Annotated in this window: 19 protein-coding genes; 3 read left to right on the top strand and 16 right to left on the bottom strand. The window is 37.3% G+C overall.

Annotated features, from left to right (window positions below):
* Nucleotides 1–55: 55 nt before the first annotated feature.
* The 13 genes from ACYQ1N_RS06815 to ACYQ1N_RS06875 all read right to left on the bottom strand — a co-directional run bounded on the left by ACYQ1N_RS06815 (nucleotide 56) and on the right by ACYQ1N_RS06875 (nucleotide 13577).
* Entirely contained in the window at nucleotides 56–1015 is a 960-nt protein-coding gene (locus ACYQ1N_RS06815; RefSeq protein WP_459834233.1) for a 3-hydroxyacyl-CoA dehydrogenase, read from the bottom strand.
* A gap of 331 nt (nucleotides 1016–1346) precedes the next feature.
* Entirely contained in the window at nucleotides 1347–1976 is a 630-nt protein-coding gene (locus ACYQ1N_RS06820) for a carbonic anhydrase (RefSeq protein ID WP_459834235.1), read from the bottom strand.
* Nucleotides 1973–2101, bottom strand: coding sequence for a hypothetical protein (locus ACYQ1N_RS06825; RefSeq protein ID WP_459834237.1), 129 nt, complete (start codon nucleotides 2099–2101; stop codon nucleotides 1973–1975). The genes ACYQ1N_RS06820 and ACYQ1N_RS06825 overlap by 4 nt, the downstream gene beginning before the upstream one ends.
* Before the next feature lie 209 nt (nucleotides 2102–2310).
* Nucleotides 2311–3282: an ATP-dependent 6-phosphofructokinase gene (locus ACYQ1N_RS06830; protein ID WP_459834239.1), complete on the bottom strand. Its 972-nt coding sequence runs from the start codon at nucleotides 3280–3282 to the stop codon at nucleotides 2311–2313.
* Between the two features lie 8 nt (nucleotides 3283–3290).
* Nucleotides 3291–3866 carry a chromate transporter gene (locus ACYQ1N_RS06835; RefSeq protein WP_459834241.1) on the bottom strand — a complete coding sequence of 192 codons (576 nt, stop codon included), beginning with the start codon at nucleotides 3864–3866 and terminating at the stop codon, nucleotides 3291–3293.
* 24 nt (nucleotides 3867–3890) lie between these two features.
* On the bottom strand, nucleotides 3891–4490 hold the full coding sequence (locus ACYQ1N_RS06840; protein WP_459834243.1) for a chromate transporter: 600 nt from the start codon (nucleotides 4488–4490) through the stop codon (nucleotides 3891–3893).
* Between the two features lie 87 nt (nucleotides 4491–4577).
* Nucleotides 4578–5483: an alpha/beta fold hydrolase gene (locus ACYQ1N_RS06845; RefSeq protein WP_459834245.1), complete on the bottom strand. Its 906-nt coding sequence runs from the start codon at nucleotides 5481–5483 to the stop codon at nucleotides 4578–4580.
* A 430-nt stretch (nucleotides 5484–5913) separates the two neighbouring features.
* Nucleotides 5914–6396, bottom strand: coding sequence for a dihydrofolate reductase (locus ACYQ1N_RS06850; RefSeq protein WP_459834247.1), 483 nt, complete (start codon nucleotides 6394–6396; stop codon nucleotides 5914–5916).
* Nucleotides 6397–6500: 104 nt separating this feature from the next.
* Nucleotides 6501–6815, bottom strand: a complete 315-nt coding sequence (locus tag ACYQ1N_RS06855; protein ID WP_459834249.1) for a hypothetical protein — start codon at nucleotides 6813–6815, stop codon at nucleotides 6501–6503.
* Nucleotides 6778–8367: a Y-family DNA polymerase gene (locus ACYQ1N_RS06860; protein ID WP_459834251.1), complete on the bottom strand. Its 1590-nt coding sequence runs from the start codon at nucleotides 8365–8367 to the stop codon at nucleotides 6778–6780. The genes ACYQ1N_RS06855 and ACYQ1N_RS06860 overlap by 38 nt, the downstream gene beginning before the upstream one ends.
* Before the next feature lie 92 nt (nucleotides 8368–8459).
* Complete coding sequence (cooS, locus tag ACYQ1N_RS06865; protein WP_459834253.1) at nucleotides 8460–10604, bottom strand: anaerobic carbon-monoxide dehydrogenase catalytic subunit; 2145 nt, start codon at nucleotides 10602–10604, stop codon at nucleotides 8460–8462.
* A gap of 219 nt (nucleotides 10605–10823) precedes the next feature.
* Nucleotides 10824–12152, bottom strand: coding sequence for an MATE family efflux transporter (locus tag ACYQ1N_RS06870; protein ID WP_459834255.1), 1329 nt, complete (start codon nucleotides 12150–12152; stop codon nucleotides 10824–10826).
* Nucleotides 12153–12359: 207 nt separating this feature from the next.
* Nucleotides 12360–13577 carry an iron-containing alcohol dehydrogenase gene (locus ACYQ1N_RS06875; protein ID WP_459834257.1) on the bottom strand — a complete coding sequence of 406 codons (1218 nt, stop codon included), beginning with the start codon at nucleotides 13575–13577 and terminating at the stop codon, nucleotides 12360–12362.
* A gap of 260 nt (nucleotides 13578–13837) precedes the next feature.
* Between ACYQ1N_RS06875 and ACYQ1N_RS06880 the strand changes: the two genes are divergently transcribed.
* The 3 genes from ACYQ1N_RS06880 to murE are packed head-to-tail and all read left to right on the top strand — an operon-like array spanning nucleotide 13838 to nucleotide 17837.
* The gene (locus ACYQ1N_RS06880) at nucleotides 13838–14992 is read left to right on the top strand and encodes an aldo/keto reductase (protein ID WP_459834259.1); all 1155 of its coding nucleotides are present in this window, start codon (nucleotides 13838–13840) and stop codon (nucleotides 14990–14992) included.
* 60 nt (nucleotides 14993–15052) lie between these two features.
* A complete protein-coding gene (gene coaBC, locus ACYQ1N_RS06885) occupies nucleotides 15053–16258 on the top strand; it encodes a bifunctional phosphopantothenoylcysteine decarboxylase/phosphopantothenate--cysteine ligase CoaBC (RefSeq protein WP_459834261.1) in 1206 nt (401 codons plus the stop codon).
* A gap of 1 nt (nucleotide 16259) precedes the next feature.
* Nucleotides 16260–17837 (top strand): UDP-N-acetylmuramyl-tripeptide synthetase, encoded by a 1578-nt coding sequence (gene murE, locus ACYQ1N_RS06890; protein ID WP_459834263.1) that lies wholly within the window; start codon nucleotides 16260–16262, stop codon nucleotides 17835–17837.
* A 92-nt stretch (nucleotides 17838–17929) separates the two neighbouring features.
* Here murE and ACYQ1N_RS06895 read toward each other — a convergent pair whose 3' ends face one another.
* From ACYQ1N_RS06895 to gatB, 3 genes are all read right to left on the bottom strand, one after another.
* Nucleotides 17930–18805, bottom strand: coding sequence for a DegV family protein (locus ACYQ1N_RS06895; RefSeq protein ID WP_459834265.1), 876 nt, complete (start codon nucleotides 18803–18805; stop codon nucleotides 17930–17932).
* A gap of 202 nt (nucleotides 18806–19007) precedes the next feature.
* A complete protein-coding gene (locus ACYQ1N_RS06900) occupies nucleotides 19008–19202 on the bottom strand; it encodes a hypothetical protein (protein ID WP_459834267.1) in 195 nt (64 codons plus the stop codon).
* A gap of 307 nt (nucleotides 19203–19509) precedes the next feature.
* Nucleotides 19510–20937, bottom strand: coding sequence for an Asp-tRNA(Asn)/Glu-tRNA(Gln) amidotransferase subunit GatB (gene gatB, locus ACYQ1N_RS06905; protein ID WP_459834269.1), 1428 nt, complete (start codon nucleotides 20935–20937; stop codon nucleotides 19510–19512).
* Nucleotides 20938–20940 lie beyond the last annotated feature (3 nt).

Below are 20940 nucleotides of genomic sequence, written 5' to 3' on the forward strand. Positions count from 1 at the left end.
AAAAATTTATTAATTATTTAATCAGTTACATGTATTAATCGGTTACATGTATTAATCAGTTATATTTATAGAAGCCTTCTCCGGCATTAATACCTGTTTTGCCTTCATCGATATACTTCTTAAGTATTGCCGCAATCTTACCGTTTTCCGTTGAAGGATCACTTGCGTCAGGGTTGTTCATAATAATATTGTAAGCAGTTGTCAAACCTACGATATCAAGAATTTCAAAAGGTCCCTTAGGAGCTCCCGTTCCCAACTTCCATGTTAAGTCAATGGTCTGTGGGTCTGAAACTTCTCTTGCAAGAAGCACTTCTGCTGCTTTAAGGAAAGGAATAAGCATTGAGTTGAGGATATAACCCGGCTGTTCCTTTTTAAGTAAAAGAGGTACCATTTGAATCTGTGCCGCAAATTCAGCAACTTCATCGTAATATTTCTGCTCGGTTCCGGCATGACCCATAACCTCTGCGGTATTGCCTCTCCAAATGTTATTTGCAAAATGAAGAGCAAGATACTTCTCAGGTCTTCCCGTATACTTTGCGAAAGCACTTGGAAGCATGGAAGAAGAGTTTGTTGCGATAACTGTTTTTTCAGGTAATACAGGAGCAAGTTTTTCGTAGAACTCTATCTTAGCCTGTGGATTTTCTGCCATTGCCTCAATCACAAGGTCTGCATCCTTTACCGCTTCGGCAAGATCTGTTACATATTTAATATTTTCATATGCCTTATCTGCATTTGACTTAAGTTCATCAATCTTTTCAGCCGTAAGATTTTCAGGATGTGGGTAAAGTCCTCTTCCGAACATTCTTGTAGCAATAAAGTCACCCAATTTTGACTTATAATCTTCTAACTCGGCAAGATAAATCTTATGAAGTCTGTCAATTTTCTTCTTTGCTCTTTCTACAGACTCTTCGCTTCTTAAATAAATTGTTACGTCAAATCCGCAATAAGCAGACTGATAAGCAATCTGACTTCCCAATACTCCGCCGCCGGCTAATACAACATTCTTAAAGCTCATAATGTTCTCCTTTTAAAAACTATTTTCTCATGTGCAGCAAATTAATGTTTATAAAAGTGTAATATTACATCAACAATACTATTTTTTTCTACATAAGTAAAGATAATTGCCATTATTTACACTATGTACATATTTTTTTATACATGTTTTATTCTTTGTATTGTCACTATGATGTATCTGTCTTATTAATATGTCAGTTGAATTATATCTCACAATAATATTTTGCACAATATACAATTATCAAATATTATTTAAAAACAAGACCCCGAAGCAGGACTTTGCCTGTTCCGGGGTCTTTATATGAATTTATCTAATATAAATTGTATTAATATTAATTATTTAAAAATTCCACGGCACCTGTTTCGATATTGTATCTTGCACCTACAATTTTAAGTTTGCCATCTTCCTGAAGCTTCTTTAACGTACTGCTTTCATTTAACTTGGCAATGGAATTCTCAATGTTGTAAATCTCAGCCTTATCTGCTACTTCATCCGTATGGTGATCGGCATCCTGAACATCGTTTCTTGCCTTATCCACGGAAGACTGGATTGTTGAGAGAATAGTACCCAAGTACACTTCACTGCTGTCAACATGTCCGTGTCCGGCAGCCGCTTCAACAACTCCGCCCACAGCTCCGCAATGAGTGTGACCCATTACCACAACAAGAGGTGTATTCAAATGACTTGCGGCATATTCTACACTTCCGAGCTCATAATCACCGATAACATTTCCTGCATCTCTGATAGTAAAGATTTCTCCCAATCCTGCATCAAATACTAATTCCGCAGGCACTCTTGAATCTGCGCATGTAATAACGGTGGCATATGGCTTCTGACCGTTGCTTGCCAAATCTGTTCTTGTTGATTCGCTTGTATCAATTGTCTTTGCACCCTTTAAGTATTCCGCATTGCCGTCTTTTAACGCCTGAAGAGCCGCATCTGCGGATGAGTATTTATTCAAATTCTCTGTATAAGTACCTGAAGAACCTGACTGAGTCGTTGTTTCTTCAGCTGTTGCAGCAGCTTCAGTGGTACTTTCGCCGCCAATGCAATTGCCATTGCCTTATTAAATCTGAATTTTTTCATAAATAAGAACCTACCCTTTTCCTAACATAAAACACAAAACGTAGAACAACAGTCTGTATATCCGTTATTTTAAATTTAAATATTTCAGTTAATTTATATAACTCGCTTTGTAATAACAAAAATATACAGCAGATATATAAATATCCACTCTAATCATAACAAAAATATTGCTGTTTAGCAATTTATACATTTTTTTATTTTTAAATAGATTATATTGAAATTATGTACGATAAATTGTATAATTTATTGTCAAATTTACTCTTTATTTTTATTCCCGCTTCCAAATCAATATCTTCCACCGCACCGTTTTTACAAATAATCATCTTACTGTCCTTATGATTATCTTTAAGAATCCTTGCGGCCGATTCTCCCATTTCACTGCCCGTTATTCTGTCTTTTGCACACGGACTTCCGCCTCTCTGTACATATCCCAACACACATTCTATAGAATTAATTCCGGTGCGTTCTTCTATTCTTTTGTAGAGATTATCAACTCCTTCCGCACCTTCCGCAGCAATAAAAATAAAATGTTTTTTCCCTGTTGACTTCGTAAATTCAATTCTCTCAATCACATCTTTCTCAAAGTCAAACCTTATCTCAGGTATTATTATCCCCGTTGCTCCTGTTGCAATACCGACTCCGACAGCTAAATTTCCGCATTCTCTTCCCATCACCTTTATTACACTGCATCTGTCATGAGACGTCATGGTATCTCTTATTTTATCAACCATCTCTACGGCGGTATTCATGGCCGTATCAAAGCCTATCGTATAATCCGTTGCCGGAATATCGTTATCTATGGTTCCCGGTATTCCGATACATTGAACACCGCGTTTTGATAATTCGCACGCACCCCTAAACGAGCCGTCGCCTCCTATTACTATCAGGCTGTCAAGCCCCATGTCCCTGCAATTTTCGACAGCCTTTTCAACACCTTTTTCCGTTGCAAACTCTTTGCTTCTTGAGGTATGAATCATTGTTCCGCCTCTGTTAATAATTTCCGAAACGGAACGTATATCTAAATCCGTAAATTCTTTTTTAAGCAGGCCGTCATATCCTCTTATTATCCCCTTCACTTCCATGCCGTATGATATACATGCTCTTGTTGCCGCCCTTATAACGGCATTCATACCCGGTGCGTCTCCGCCGCTTGTTAATATTCCGATACGTTTTTTCTTCATGTTATTCCTCACCATCCTATAAAAGGCTGTAAATATCCGTATGCAATTCCAGCTCCCGCCGATATTCCTATTATGATTATTGGGTGAACCTTTTTTAACGCAAGTATAAGCATTGATACGAAAATTATTACCGAACTTATAAATGCAAATGTCCCCATAACTTCAAGCTTTATTCCCGTAGGGAAAAATACAGTTATTGCGGTTGACAATACTGCGGTTGCGATAAATCCTATAACCGCCGGTTTTAGTCCCCCCATGGCGCCCTGCACATATTTGTTGGTTTTGAATTTTTCATATATTCTTGCAACTATTAAAATAATAACAAAGGAAGGCAACACGACGCCCAATGTTGCAAGTACTGATCCCAATATTCCTCCCGCTTCCATACCGACATATGTTGATATATTTATTGCAAAAGGACCCGGTGTGCTCTCGCTTACCGCAATAAAGTTTATGATCTGATCGTCATCCATCCAGTGATTTTCTTCTATACTCACCCTTATAAGGGGGAGCATTGCATAACCTCCTCCGAATGTAAACGCTCCGATTTTAAGAAATGTAAAAAATAAGTTAATAAGTACCATAATTCTTCTCTGTTTTCGTATACTTTATTTTAGTTTGTTCTTTACGGTATTTCCAACCGCAATTGAATATATAATACCGGCAACGGCACATATTATTGTCATATAAATTACATTTATATTAAAAAATGCAACCGCAACAAATGCCGCAGCCATAATTATGTATGAGAATACATTTTTAGGGCATGTTTTATACATTGAGATCAATCCCTTTATAATTAATGCCAATACTCCTGCCCGGATTCCCCAAAAGGCATATTTTACTATTTCAAGATTTTCAAATTGCCTAAGCACAAAAGATATTCCCACAATTATTCCGAATGACGGCAATACAACTCCCAATGTTGCACAAAAAGCTCCGAAGAAACCTGCAGTCCTATACCCGACAAACGTAGATGTATTAAGTGAAATCGGTCCCGGCGTACTTTCCGCTATTGCCACAACATCCAATATATCTTCATCGGAAATCCATTTCTTTTTTGTAACGGTTTCTTCCTGTATGAGCGGAATCATTGCGTAACCGCCTCCGAATGTAAATGCTCCGATCTTAAAAAAAGTAATAAACAATTCCCAAAATACATTTTTCCGTTTCTTGTTTATTGCACTGTCTTCTCTGTTTTTTTCCATATAAACCTTCTTTTATTTTATCTGTTTAGTCTGTTTTCTCACATTTAACTTCTCAAAACATTTTATTCATAATAAGTAATAAAATTATTATCGGTTATTCTTATTTATAAAGGAAATAATCGTCTTATAAACCTGCCCGTTGTTATGCTCGTTTAATATTTCATGCCTCATATTCTCAAAAGTTTTTCTTTTAATATTCTTAAAGCCTGCCTTGTGCAGGAAATAAATCGAAGCATTACTTCCTCTGACTCCGTCAATGCACGGATCCTGTGCTCCTCCAATACACAATATCGGAAGATATGAATCAACATTTTTATACAGTTCAGGTTTTCTCATATTTTTAACAAGTCTGAATAAATCATTAAAAGCAGAAACGGTAAATCCGAATCCGCAATACGGGTCTTTCATATATTCATCGACATTTTTCTCATTTACACTTAACCAATCTGCTTCCGTTCTCGGATTATCAACAGCGGAATTAAATGTTCCCACCGACATTTTTTCAATCAGCGGCGAATATGCATTTGCTCCTTTGAATGTCATTATAATATTCGAAAGTATTATTCCTGCGGATGCCTCTTTTGCCGGAGCCGGATACCCCGACAGTATTACGCTTTTATATTTATGAGACTCCGTCTGAAGCAGATTTCTCGCTATTATAGTTCCGAACGAATGCGCAAATATATTCACTTTATTTACACCGAATCTTTTAAAGATATATTTTGTTATAATCTTTTGATCTCTTATAAGTTCTTTGTATCCGTTTTTTTCTTTAAAGAAACCTAATGTTTCGGCAGCCTTGCCATGCCCTCTTAAATCTGAAGTTACAACGGAATATCCGGCTTTGTTCAATTCGTTTGCAAGCTTTTCATATCTGCCCTTATGCTCCATCATTCCGTGAATGACCTGTACAACACCCTTTGCGTTTGGAATTTCGTACACTGATAACGATATGTCAGTACCGTCTTTTGACTTTATAATTAAATTTTCCATTGGCGCACCTCATTTACATATAATAAACATTCATCTCTGCCGATTATAAAACCGACCTATTATTAATATAATAAAGAAAATAAGTGTTTATAGTTAATATTATTACATAGTATACAGCTTATAATATTTTTTTCAAGCTGTTAAAGCTTATATAACAAGACATCAGTGTCAAGAGCTCATTTTGATATTTTAATAATATCGGACATTCTCAATAATACGGTATTATTAAAATCATGAATGTGCAAGATGATTATAAAATTTTCAATCAAAAAAGCCCCTGCAGTGATATGTGCCGCTTTACCGGACTAAACGGTAAGAAATATACATATCTCTGACAGAGGATATCAAACTCCCGAACTGCAGATAAAAGTCTTGCCTGCAGAACCGTGGAATATTAATATATTAAATACATAATTGTATACTATGATTTTTATTTAATTCTTTCATATTTATATTGTTTGTAGGATATATCATCGGTCACTTCATTTATCAGCGTTTTTATATATTTTTTTTCGTCCGTTTCGGGGAAAAAGGTATCTCCCTCAACATACATGTCTATTTCGGTTAAATATAGTATGTCAGCAAGTTCTATACCCTCTGAATATACCGATTCGCCTCCGGACAGATAAACATCCTTATCCGGATCCAAAACATGAGCAAGTTTTACGGCCGTTTCCAAATCATCTGCGGAATATAAATTTTCTCCGCTGTATTTTCGGGATTTTGAAATCACTATCGTAATTCTGTCGGGAAGCGGTCTTCCTATTTCTTCATACGTCCTTCTGCCCATGATTACCACATTGTCAGTGGTAAGTTTCCTGAACAGTTTCTGTTCGCCGGGTATTTTCCACGGGATTATTCCCTTGTTTCCTATTACTCTGTTATGCGCATAAGCGGCTATAATGGCAATCATATTGTCATCCTTTATAAATCAAAACTACTATATGCCTAAAACAGTCAATCACGATTTAATATTGTGCCTGTGTAAAAGAGAACCGTTTTAAACATATAATTATCTTAATCTGAATATTCTTCATATTCTGTCTCATTATTTATCCTGTCATCATTATTTTTTGCAGTATCCGAAAGCATGCTTTCATAGCCTTTCAGCGGTGAGAACGGCATAAAACGCGCAGCTCTTTCACTGACTGTCATTCTTTTATGCTTCTTTGAGATAGGATGAGGCAAATCGATTATATCATTATATTTATCTGTTTTGTATAAGTTTAAATCACCCTTGTTATCCATATCTGCGTTTATCTTATCCTCCCTAAACACTTTAATAAAAATATGTCTATGCCTTATGACCTCCCACCTGCCCGTTTCTTTCAATCCCCGTTGCTCCATCTTCTAAACTTGTGCCTTTTATAAGTATATTACTTCCGTACTTGCTTTTCAGCGATAAAAGCGTGCTTTGCAATTTTTTCAGTTTGTCTTTTGAATCTTGTGAATCCCGACCGGGAATAACATTTTTTACATGTTGATTGTTTTTAATGCCTCCCGTTCCTCCTTTTAAAATCCCATCCGACGAATTGTCTGTTGAATTATCGCAATCCAGATCAAAATCATCAAAAAACGATAATTGCTTTTTTTCATTTTTCCTGATATTTTTTAATTCTTCTTCATTTATCACATCATCCGCCGACAATGTAATACGTCGTATAAGCAGTCTTGTATCGGTAATTGAGTTATATAATTTTACAAATGCGTCTGTGATATCCTGAGCAATATATGTATATTCATCGAGATTGAAAGTACCTCTGGAATGCTTGGGTTTCAGTCTGCCGTATTCGTCTTTTACCGTATCTCCTTCATATTCATCACCGAATATATTGATGTTATCCGCATCATATCCGACGGTAAGGACAAGTTTTTTTGTCACCAGTTTCTTTTTCATAAGTTCATATGACAGATTTTCTGCCATTTCCCGGACTATAATCTCCGCTTTTTTGTTGTCGTATGCACATTTTAAAACCTGTCCGCTGTTAACACTTCGGCTTTGAGGTTTATATTCCTTTACATCTTTTATGGTACACGGATCATATCCCCATGCATTGTCTATTAAAATCTCTGCATTTATGCCGAATAAATCATAGAGTAAATCCTCATTGTAAAAATCCGATTCCCCGCCTATGGAGCATCTGGCAATATCTCCCATTGTATATAATCCTACATCGGCAAGTTTTTCCTCATAACCCCTTCCTATTCCCCAAAATGATCTGAGAGGTCTGTAATTCCAAAGGTGCTCTCTAAAGGATTGTTCGGTAAGAATTGATATTCTTATACCGTTTTTATCTGCCTTCATATGCTTGGCTACGATGTCCATGGCAATCTTTGCAAGGTACATATTGCTTCCTATACCTGCCGTTGCGGTAATTCCCGTTGTGTCATATACATCTTTCATAATCTTCTTTACAAAATCATATTCACTTATGTCGTAGTATTCAAGATAATCCGTAATATCAATGAATACCTCGTCAACGGAGTACGGAAATATATCATCCGCGGATACATATTTAAGATAAATATTGTAAATTTCAGCACTGCGTTTCATGTAAAGTGACATCCTCGGCTTTGCGGCGATAAATTCCATTCCTATAGTAGGATTGTTATCTATAACGGATTTAAATGCGGATGTGCCGGACATATTTCTTATTTTCCCGTTATATGTTTTTATCTCTCTTATTACTTCAAATAATCTGGCTCTGCCCGGAATTCCGTATGATTTCAGAGCCGGCGAAACCGCAAGGCAAATTGTCTTTTCCGTCCTTGAAGGATCCGCAACAACAAGGTTAACATCAAACGGATCCAATCCTCGCTCCACACATTCCACGGATGCATAGAAAGATTTCAAATCTATTGAAGCATATACTCTGTCTCTCATTTTATTCACCAAAAAAATACTATCATACAAACATTTGTTTATATGATAGTATTTTCTTTTTGTATTGTCAACGAAGTGCTTTTATATTGATCTTAATCCCATCCGAGTTTCTTTCTGCTTTCTTTCATGTCATCTAATATCTGTTTTGCAAGCAGTTTCGGATTTGCGTTTATTGTCATTTTAGACCCGAGAGTTTCCATACTTCCGGATTTAAGATACTCACTTACGTTCCTTGAACCGTAGATTTGCTGTTCAACACAATGATATGAATTTATGCCTAATAATCGAAAACCTAAAGCAGCGTCGATTGCCTTTTCATTTGACCACTCCGGTGATGAAAATCCATAAGGCATGTCCGCAATCGGTATTCCCGCTTCCCTTGCTATGGCAGCCATAATTCCCGAGGATCTCGTATTATCAATACACTCTCCGACATGCCACACAGGAGGAAGATCAGCTTCCAGGAATTCCCTGAGCCCGTCACCGGCAAACTTTTCTCCTGAGCCCTTTTCACAAAAGCCCAGCTTCATAAGCGGATACGATGCACAACCGTTTGTAAGTATCAGTACGTTATTTTTAATAAGTTCCTCCGCAACATCAACTATACATCTTTCAAAAGGAACCTTAGGATTATTACATCCTACCATGTTGACAATTCCGAATATTTTACCTGACTTAAGCGCATCGGCAACAGGTCCGATACCCTTGAAACGTCGGCTCAGATATTCAAGAGAAAATCCGACTTCCGCCGTAACTTCCACATTTGGAATATGAGTCTGTATTCCCCTCTCTCTTCTCTCTTTAAACCTCTCAATTCCTTTTATAACAATTTCTCTCGCAATTTCGTCGGTCTTATCTATATTGCTGTGATAATGATCATATTCTATTCTTTCGGCTCCCGGAAGTCTGGCAGACTCGCTTGTCGTTACCACCTTAGTGTGGAAACAGTTGGCAACGTCCATTATTGCGGGATAAACATCCTGAACATCGGCAATCCAAAGGTCAATTGCTCCCGTTGCTACAACAAGTTCTGAGGAAACCGCATTTGAAAGAGGTATAACCCCTCCGTATCTGTACATTGCTGCAAGTGATGAACAACAAATTCCGTAAAACTTAATTCCCTTTGCTCCGCTTTCCTTTGAAAGCCTTACAAGTTCATCACTTTGTCCGACCTCTACGATTTTACTTACAAGTGTCGGTAAATGACCGTGAAGAGCAATATTTACATATCCCTCTTCTATTGCGCCAAGATTTACCTTTCCGGTTACTCTGTCGCCTACGCCAAACAATGCATCTGTTGCAATAGAAGATCCCATAACTCCGGAAAATGTAAATGCCAAACCGCAGCGATGGAATTCTTCCATAAGACTTTTCCAATCGGCGTCTGTGCCTACCCCCGATTTATGGAATGATTCAAACACCTCATGATACGCTCCTATAGGAATAATTCCAAGCTCCTTCCATATCTTCTTTCTCTCGGGAGGAGCAAATGCTTCCAAAGTTTTATATTCTCTTCCCGGATCTGTATTTGACAAATCTTCAAGAAGAACATCGGCAACATCTTTAGCTATATTGTTAAACTGTCTTCTCTTAGTCTTAATTCCCAACGCATCGGCAACATCAATAACTTTCTGTTTTCCGATAATCGGAATATTCAATTTGCCTTCTGCCGCCCATTTAAGGGAAAGAATTACCTCTCTTGCATGCATTCCGTGCTGTGAAACACCGGCTGCGGCACCTCTTAAAAGATTTCTTGCCACAATGGTGTCGGCATCGGCGCCGCAGGTGCCCTTAGGCGACTTGGCTGTAATCTTGCACGGCCCCATATTGCAGGCTTTACAGCATGTACCCGCAAGTCCGAAGCTGCAATGCGGCTTTTGTTTATCAAATCTGTCAAATAAATTCTCAATGCCGTTTTCTTTTTCATATTCAAGCATATCCTTAATTGCCGGATCCGGTGTTTTTTCAATTACCTCATCTCTCGTCGGAAATGTCTTTTTATATGCCGCAACGGCATCCATATAATCTTTTATAAAATCGGGATTCGCCGAATCTTCCGTATCATATTCTCTGTATTTTACATTCTGATTATGTATATGTTCATTCTCATAACTCTTTTTATTGCCGTCGTTCGTATCAACGTTGTTATGATATACATCCGCCTTATGAATAATAACCGAAACACCGTTCTCGTCAAAGCCTATTATATTTCTGTGTGTGTGAAATTTTTCTATCATGTGCCCTCCATAAATACCTATATAATCTATATGTATTATCAGTTTTATTTAATAATACTACACACTGAAATATATATCCAGTAATTCCGATATAGTTAATATTTATAGTAGGAAATAAAATCCGAATATTTTATTTAACCACTTTAAATAAAATATTGCGAAACCGTTTAAAACAGTGCATTGTGAAGCATTGTTTCAAACAATTCCGCAATAAAAACATTAAGATTTATTGTATTGTCTTAATTTATTATTTCTTAAAATATACAGAATAATACCTATGACGGCGACTATTGTTTCCGTAATCGGGAACGCCATCCAAAGTCCTATTCTTCCTCCCAAAAACGACATTAAAAACGCCATTGGAATAATAAGCGCAAATCCCCTGAGAACGGATATTATATGAGCCGGAACGGGATATTCCGTAGATGTAAAAAATATGGATATAATTATGTTAAAGCCTACAAAAGGACAGGAAATATAATATATTTTTAATCCCTCTTCCGCAATAAATTGCAATAAGTCATTGTGCTCACTGTTAAATATTGACGCAACATATTCCGCTCCGAAAAACATAATCGAATATATAACGGCCGAGATTATTCCCATAAGTATAAGACCGTATTTTAGGACTTTTTTTACATTATTATAATTTCCTCTGCCGTAATTATGACTGATGATAGGTTGTATACCCTGTGATATACCCGTAAACATTGACACAACTATAAACCAAAGATTGGCAATTACTCCGTATGCGGCAACTCCCGTATTTCCCTCTGTTTTCATAAACAGGAAATTAAATACTATAAGGACTATACCTGTGGAAATCTCTGCCAGGAATGAAGGAAATCCGCTTGAAAGTATTCCGCCGACCAACTTTCCGGAAATTCCGGTTTTAGCAACGTGAAAACTGTTTTTCTTTCTTATGAAATACTGCATGGTAATAAGAATACTGAGTACCGGAGAAATACATGTTGCAAGTACCGCACCGAACATTCCCATACCGAGCGGGAAAATAAACAGCCAATCAAGGACTATGTTTGACATACTCCCTATTATCATTGCTATCATTGACAAATGAGGAGATCCGTCATTTCTGACAAAACATTGTATTATGTTATTCAGTATAAATGCCGGCGAAAACAGCAAAAGCATTTTTAAATATATTTCCGTATTGTACATAACCCGGTCATTGGCTCCGAGAAGTACGGCTATGTTACCGGAGAAAAAAATGCCCAAAACAACAAAAACGGAAGCAGCTGCGGCACTCAGGTATAAAGTATTGGTAAATACCCTGTTTGCCTCTTCATGATTATCTCTGCTCACGGCCAATGTATACTTTGTGCCTCCCCCCATGCCGATCATAAGTCCGGTTCCGTTCACAAGGCTAAATATAGGCAATGCAAGGTTGATTGCCGTTAATCCGTCAACGCCTATTCCCATTGAAATAAATAATGTATCGGCAAAGATGTAGCATGAAAGAGCAATCATTCCGAATACATTAAATGAAGTATACTTTAAAAATATCTTAAAAAGATTATTTTCCGTCATTTTATTCCTTTCCGTCACTCTCTGCTGCATGATATTGTAAATACAAAAACAGCTTTATAAAAAAAGTAAGTTATCGGTAGTATACCAATAACTTACTTCAATATCCAATATTTTACTTATTTATTAACTTAAATGACTAACCATAGCAGGTGCCTGTTAGAAAATGTCGATATCCAAATTTACTTTTGTCTATGCAACTAAATAAAATCAGAAATCTACTTCTGTATCATAGTAGCAAGCCTTAAGAACCTTTTCCATCTCATCAACCGAAACGCTGCGAGGGTTAGATCCTGTACATGCATCTTCAACTGCTCTTTCTGCGATTGCTCTTGATCTCTCAAGGAATACATCCTCAGGAACAAATCCCTGTTCTGCAACAGAACCGTCTGCAGCATAGAATTTGATACCGTGTGGAATATTCATATCATCACTGAGCTGTCTTACGGCCTTAATAAGAGATGCAACTTTCTCATCCTCATTAGCGCCTGATAAATGCATATAATCAGCGATTGTAGCATATCTCTTCTTAGCTTCAAGATCTCTTGCGTTAAATGCGATAACCTTTGGAAGGTACATTGCATTAGCTGCACCGTGAACAATATGAGCTCCGCAATCCTGGAAAACAGCTCCCGTTTTGTGAGCAAGTGAGTGAACTATACCGAGTAATGCGTTTGTGAATGCCATACCTGCAAGACACTGAGCGTAGTGCATATTATCTCTTGCATCCATGTCCTCTTTGTATGATTTTACAAGGTTCTCCTGAATCATCTCAATAGCGTGTATTGCAAGAGGATCTGAGAATGGGCTCTTAGCTGTTGCAACATATGCCTCAACCGCATGTGTTAAAGCATCCATACCTGTAAATGCAACCATCTTCTTAGGAAGTGTATGTGCAAGTTCAGGATCAACGATAGCAACATCAGGTGTAATCTCAAAGTCAGCTATAGGATACTTTGTACCTGTTGTATAATCAGTGATAACGGAAAATGCAGTAACTTCCGTAGCTGTACCTGATGTTGAAGAAACAGCACAGAAATGAGCTTTCTTACGCATCTCAGGGAGTCCGAATACCTTACACATATCCTTAAATTCAATGTCAGGGTACTCATACTTAATCCACATAGCCTTTGTCGCATCGATAGGTGAGCCACCGCCGATGGCAACAATCCAGTCAGGACCGAACTCTTCCATAACGGCTGCACCCTTCATAACTGTCTCGATTGATGGGTCAGACTCGATTCCTTCGAATATCTTAACTTCCATGCCGGCTTCCTTAAGATACTCCTCAGCTCTCTGTAAGAAACCGCCTCTCTTCATTGCGCCGCCTCCGACACAAATCATTGCCTTCTTACCCTTAAGTTCCTTAAGATGCTCTAAAGCACCTTTTCCGTGATAGATGTCTCTTGGTAAAGTAAATCTTGCCATAATGGTATCCTCCGATTAAATATACTTGTCTCATGTATAATTAATGCCAGAATGCCTTGTCTTGTCTATGGGTCGTATTGTATTAAAAAAAATGCATTTAGTCAATAGCTGTTTTATTATTTTTTTAATCTCATTTAAAACTTTTGTTAATTATATTTAATTTATACTGTTTTTTTGTTTTAAATTTAAATATCTCATTACGGATTATATTCTCATATGTGTTATAATACTTTGAATAATAATTCGACGGGAGAATTGAAATGGGTAATAACTTTCCGAAAATAAATAAAAAACTCGGCTTCGGTATGATGCGCCTTCCAATGAACGGTGAGGATGTTGACATTGAACTGACAAAAGAAATGGTTGACTTCTACATGGAAAACGGCTTCAACTATTTTGATACCGCTCACGGGTATATAAACGGCAAATCCGAACTTGCGGTAAAGGAAGCGCTGACGGACAGATATGAACGTGAACGATACATACTTGTCAATAAGCTCACGGGATCATACTTTGAAAAAGAGGAAGATATAATACCGTTTTTCAATAATCAGCTTAAACTGTGCGGTGTTGATTATTTTGATATTTACCTTATGCACGCTCAAGGTTCTTCTAATTTTGAAAAATTCAAAAAATGCAAAGCATATGAAACCGCTTTTCGTTTAAAGAAAGAAGGTAAGGTAAAACATGTAGGGCTTTCCTTTCATGACAAAGCAGATTTTTTGGACAAAATTCTTACGGAATATCCCGAAATCGAAGTTGTCCAGATACAATATAATTATATGGATATGGATAACCCGACCATTGAAAGCAGAAAGGTTTATGATGTTGTTTGCAAACACAATAAACCCATAATAGTTATGGAACCCGTAAAGGGCGGAAATCTTGTAAAACTTCCGCCTAAAGCTCAAGAAGTGCTTGACGAAATTAACAGGTCGGATAACTCGCACATGTCAAACGCAAGCTATGCAATTCGCTACGCCGCAGGCGCCGAAAATGTAGCCGTCGTTTTATCCGGAATGAGCAATATGGAGCAAATGCGTGACAATGTTTCATACATGAAAGATTTTAAACCTCTTTCACATAAAGAAAACGCCGCGGTGGAAAAAATCGTTGAAGTGTTTAACCGTCTTGAAATGATAGATTGTACATCATGTCACTATTGCACGGAAGAAAATAAATGTCCGGTCAATATACAAATACCCGAAATATTGGCATGTCTTAATTCTAAAAAAATATTTAATGATTTTTTGTCAGGTTACTATTATAAAAATTCACTTACGGCAGGAGCTCATTCAAAAGCAAGCGCCTGTGTCGGGTGCGGCGGATGTGAAAAAGTTTGCCCTCAAAAACTGCCCATTATAAAGCTGCTTAAAGATGCCGCCGAAGAATTTGAAACGTTTGAAGGGAATTGATTATTAATTCATGTTTTCGACATTATTGTATTGTCTGTTATTTTTATTGTGAGGTGACATATGCTAAAAGGAAAAAATATTTTACTCGGTGTTACCGGCGGAATCGCGGCATATAAGGCCGCTTCTCTCGCTTCATTACTGGTTAAGCAACATGCAAATGTTACTGTTATTATGACTGAAAACGCAAAAGAATTTATCAGTCCGACAACATTTGATGCCATCACCCGTAACCGTACCGTTACTGATACATTTGACAGAAATCACGAATTTTCAACTGAACACATATCGCTTTCCGACAGCACCGACCTGGTAATTATTGCTCCGGCCACTGCCAACGTGATTGCAAAACTAGTTCACGGAATTGCCGATGATATGCTGACTACCACTGTTTTGGCATGTGATTGTCCAAAGCTGATCGCGCCTGCGATGAATACCAAAATGTGGAATAATCCAATTACTGAAGACAATATAAAAAAAGCAAAAGAATACGGTTTTGAGATTATAGAGCCCGACAGCGGTCGCCTTGCCTGCGGAACCCGCGGCAGCGGCAGACTCCGTGAACCCGAAGAAATTCTTGAAGCCGTTACATCTTTCATAAGTGCGCCTAAAGATATGTCTCAGCTTCATATTCTTGTAAACGCGGGTCCCACAAGAGAAAAAATAGATCCGGTCAGATTTATTTCCAACAACTCTACCGGTAAAATGGGATATGCCATTGCAAGTGCCGCTGTGGCAAGAGGTGCCAAGGTAACTCTTGTAAGCGGTCCCACCGCACTCAAGCCCCCCATGTATGCCGAAACGGTACATGTAACAAGCGCAATGGAGATGTTCAACGAAATGACCGACCGAAGCGATGATGCGGATATTATTATAATGGCCGCCGCCGTTGCGGACTTTACACCGGTCAGTGTTTCCGAACAGAAGATAAAAAAAGAAAATGCTTCGGGCGAGATTCTGCTTGAAAGAACTCCCGACATACTTAAAACCGTGGGCAATGCAAAATCAGACAGGCAGGTTGTATGCGGTTTTGCCATGGAAAGCGAAGATTTACTTCCAAATGCAAGAAAAAAACTGTCTTCCAAGAATCTCGATTTGATAGTAGCCAATTGCATAGGAACTCCCGGTGCGGGATTTGCCCATGACACCAATCAGGTTACAATACTTACCGGTTATGACGAAGAAGCACTTCCGCTTATGTCAAAGATCAGATGCGCACATAAAATACTTGATAAAGCACTTGAAATTTACAATAAAAAAGGACAATAAAATGAGTTATTCACTTACGCTTTCCGCGATAAAGCAAATTTTAAAAAAATATAAGTTATTAATTACCACCAACATACGGGACGATGACGATACTGTTGTTGAAAAACTGTCTTATGATTCACGAGACATTGATGACAAGACATTTTTTATTTGTAAGGGTATAGGATTTAAAGATGATTTCCTTAAGGCGGCCGTTGACAATAAGGCCCTGGGATTTGTCTCTGAAAAATATTATGAAGAATATGTCGATACAGTTCCTTTTGTACAGGTCAACAGCGCAACAAAGGCACTTTCGGTACTTGCAATATATTTTTATCAAAGACCGTCGGAATCTTTCTTCCTGACGGGAATTACCGGTACCGCAGGTAAGACGACAACCACATATATGATTCACAGTATATTTAATGCCAACGCGGGAAAAGAAACCGGCATAATATCCACCAATGAAACATACTGCGGAACCGTGCATAAAGAAGCGGAAAATACTACTCCGGAATCATTAAAACTTCAGGAATTGTTTTCCGAAGCTAAAGAGAATGATATTCCTTACGTTACAATGGAAGTTTCTTCTCAGGCCTACAGTGTGAACAGAGTATATGATCAAACATTTGATATCGGTATATTTATGAATATTGACAAAGATCACATAGGAGGTTCGGAACACCCATCATATGAGCATTACCGAAACTGCAAGCTCCAACTTATAAAAAACAGTCGTACCATGCTTGTATACTCAAGAACAAAGGAACTTGATTTAATTCTCGAAACCGCTTCCGAAAGCGACTGTAACCTTATATTATTCGATGTAGACGATACCGATTCGAATTGCGGTCATGGAGAAACCATAGCAACTTTTGACGGCATAAGAACAATCAGTGAACTCCAGAAAAAACTGGGAAGACAGCTGGATGTATATAAAACAACTCAATTCAAAAGCTTGGGATCCCGCGGATATTCATTTACCGTAAGTACTCCGATTAAAGGTGACTTTGAGTTTACTACCAACCTTACCGGTTTCTTCAATCTGGTAAATGCCACTGCAGCCGTTACAGCCGCATTTGAAGCAAATGTATGTGTATCCGATATCAGAAAGGGAATATCAAATGTATTTGTTCCCGGAAGGATGAATATATATAACAGCGATAAAAATGTCATTATTGTTGATTATGCTCATAACAGACTTACTCTTGAGGAATTTCTAAAATCCATTGAACACGATTACCGTGATTATACTGTCAATATAGTAATCGGCGCGGCAGGAAAAAATCATTTGCGTCGTGAGGATATAGGAAAACTTTGCGGCACATACGCTCATCACTTATATTTGACTGAAGAAGATCCGGATTTTGAAGATCCTGAAGAAATATGCGAAGATATTGCACGATTCATACCGGAAGGTCATGCAACGTATGAAATAATTACAGACAGAGAAAGCGCAATTAAAAAAGCTATAAGCGACAACAGAGGCAAAAAGGCACTTATTGCCATATTGGGAAAGGGAAGCGAAAAGTTTTCCAAGTTTAAAGGTAAGCATATACCTTATAAATCAGACTCTGTAGTTGTAGAGGAAAATATATAAAAATATAATAAATTCAGCCGAAGCTAATCAAACAAATCGTAAAGTGAGACTTTTACGAGCATTGCTTAATTAACTTCGGCTGTTTAATTGTATTATTTTTTTACTCCGGCAAGTCCTATGGCTCCCTTACCCCCGTGACATGATATAACACATCCCGTCATTACGTATTCAATATTTTTAAATCCGTATTCCGTTGCCAATTCTTTCATTCTGTCAAGAACGCTTTTGTCCAATCCCTTTCCGTACATTAAATAAATAATGTCTTTATTAAGATCAAACTTTTCAAAAAAATCAGGCAAAAACTTTTCACATACTTTTGCCATATTTCCCCTGTATTTCTTTGAGGCTATAAGTACGCCGTTTTCATCTATCTCGATTAGAGGATGAAGCTTTAATATACCTGCGATAAGTGCCTTAGCATTAGATACTCTTCCGCCTGCCTTAAGATATTCCAAAGTGGCCGGAATAAAATTGCACTCTATCTTATCGGTTATTTTATCCAGTTCATGCCCCAATTTAATATAATCTTCATCCGAATCAAGAGAACCTGAATAATTATCAATATGCTTTATGGCTTCAATGATATATGCGGTACATCCTCCTGAGACGCTTTTTGTATCAATGAGATAAATATTTTTGAAATGCCCCTGCTCCAACGCAATATGACATGCTTCATATGTTGCACTGGATCTGGATGCATACGAAAAATGATAAATAAAAGAATCAGGGTTTTCTTCCTGTAATTTATTGAAAAAATCAGTATATTCATGTGTATTGACACATGATGTTGTAGGAACCTTTCCTGTCCTTTCAAAATATTCAAATACAACGTCCGGATCCGTAACTCCGTCATCATAAGACTTTCCGTCCATAACCACATGCATCGGAATAATCTTTATATCGTATTTTTCCGCTAAATGTTGAGGAACGTCAGAACCGCTTTCAGTTGTTATAATAATCTTTTTCATATTACTCCTGTCAAATATTTGATATTCATATTTTATTTCTAAATTTTTTTTATTATAACAAGATGTGGTTTCTATTACTACATAATACGGATATATTAATATAAAGTTTATAATTAAAAAAATTATTCCATCATTGTTTTATTTAAATACACTTTATAATATTAAGTTAATAAAATATATTTTGATAAAAACCTAATTTTGTTTAATTCTCTTTTTTATTGGTTTTCTTAATTAATTTATCTGTATTATTTGATCTGTCGGATATTCCGGATAATTTTTTGCTTCCTCCGTAATATCTGTTATATTTATATTCACTCTCAGCCTCGGAAATAATATTTAAATTATTATATTTATCATAAATATCATTAATAACATGCTCACTGAAATAACTATACAATAGAGCCCCTCCTCAAAAACAAAACAAATTTTAAATAATCTAATAATGGAAAAAGTGCGAAATGCACAAAAATAAAATAAAAAGAATAAATTTTGCCTATATATTAATATAATATCATGTACATATCAATATATAATATAATTCGTTTATATTCAAAAAAGGATAAAGGCTTTGGGTATGTACCCTGCCTTTATCCTTTTTACTTAACATTATATGAACAATATCATTTAATTTTATATTTGTTTCGTATTGAAAAAATATGATTATCTCTTATAAAACCATATTAATATACTGTCATATCCTGCAATTATAATAATTCTTTGAGAATTTTGTTAACCATACCCGGATTTGCCTTACCCTTCATGGCTTTCATTGTCTGACCCACAAGGAATCCTATTGCTTTCTCTTTTCCGTTTCTGTAATCCTCAACGGATTGCGGATTATCTTCTATAACTTTAGCAACCGTATCACGAAGAAGGCCTTCGTCATTTACCTGTGCAAGTCCGTTTTCTTTTACATAAACTTCAGGATCGATATTTTCGTCAAATATTTTCTCAAATACTTCCTTGGCAACCGAACTGTTTATTGTTCCTGCCTCTGTTAATTTAACAAGCTTTGCGAGATTCTCAGGCGAAAATGAAATATCAATTGCATCAATTTCACGTTCTTTGATAAGTCTAAGTGTATCAACCATAAGCCAGTTTGCAACCTTCTTAGGCTCATTACATATAGCCGTTGCCTCCTCGAATATGGAAGCCATTTTTTTAGAGTCTGTTATTATATCGGCATCATATTCCGGTATACCGTACTCCTCAACGTATCTTACCTGTTTAGCCGCTTTAAATTCAGGCTCTCTTGCCTTCACTCTCTCTATCCATTCGTCTGATATATGGATACCTGGAAGATCCGGTTCCGGAAAATACCTGTAATCCTGAGCGTCTTCCTTGGAACGCATTGAAAATGAAGTTTCTTTGTTATCGTCCCATCTTCTTGTTTCCTGTATAACTTCCCTGCCGTCTTCAATAAGTTCTATCTGTCTTTCTCTTTCTCCGGCAATTGCGTGAGCTATGGCCTTAAACGAGTTAAGGTTCTTCATCTCGGTTCGTGTGCCGAATTCAACGGAACCTACCTCTCTTACGGATACGTTAACATCGGCTCTCATTGAACCTTCCTGCAGCTTACAGTCTGATGCGCCGAGATACTGTATTGTTGTTCTCAAAGTTTCCAAATAAGCAATAACCTCATCCGCAGACCTCATATCAGGCTCCGAAACTATCTCTATAAGAGGTACGCCGGAACGGTTAAAGTCTACGAGAGACGCATCTTCCCATTCGTCGTGGATGAGCTTACCGGCATCTTCCTCCATATGTATCTCATGGATTCCGATTGATTTTTTAACGCCGTTAACCTCAATATCAACATGACCGTTTCTGCATATCGGTTCATATAATTGGGAAATCTGATAATCCTGAGGATTATCGGGATAGAAATAATTCTTTCTGTCAAATCTGCAATTCTGATTAATAGTACAGTTTGTTGCAAGTCCGACTGCCATTGCATATTCCACAACCTGCTTGTTAAGCACCGGAAGAGATCCCGGGAGGCCTGCGCATACAGGACATGTATGTGTGTTTTTCTCTCCGCCGAACTTAGTTGTACATCCGCAGAAAATTTTTGTCTTGGTTGCAAGTTCCACATGAACTTCAAGACCGATGACCGTTTCGTACTGTTTCATTTC

Source organism: Howardella ureilytica (assembly GCF_054657495.1).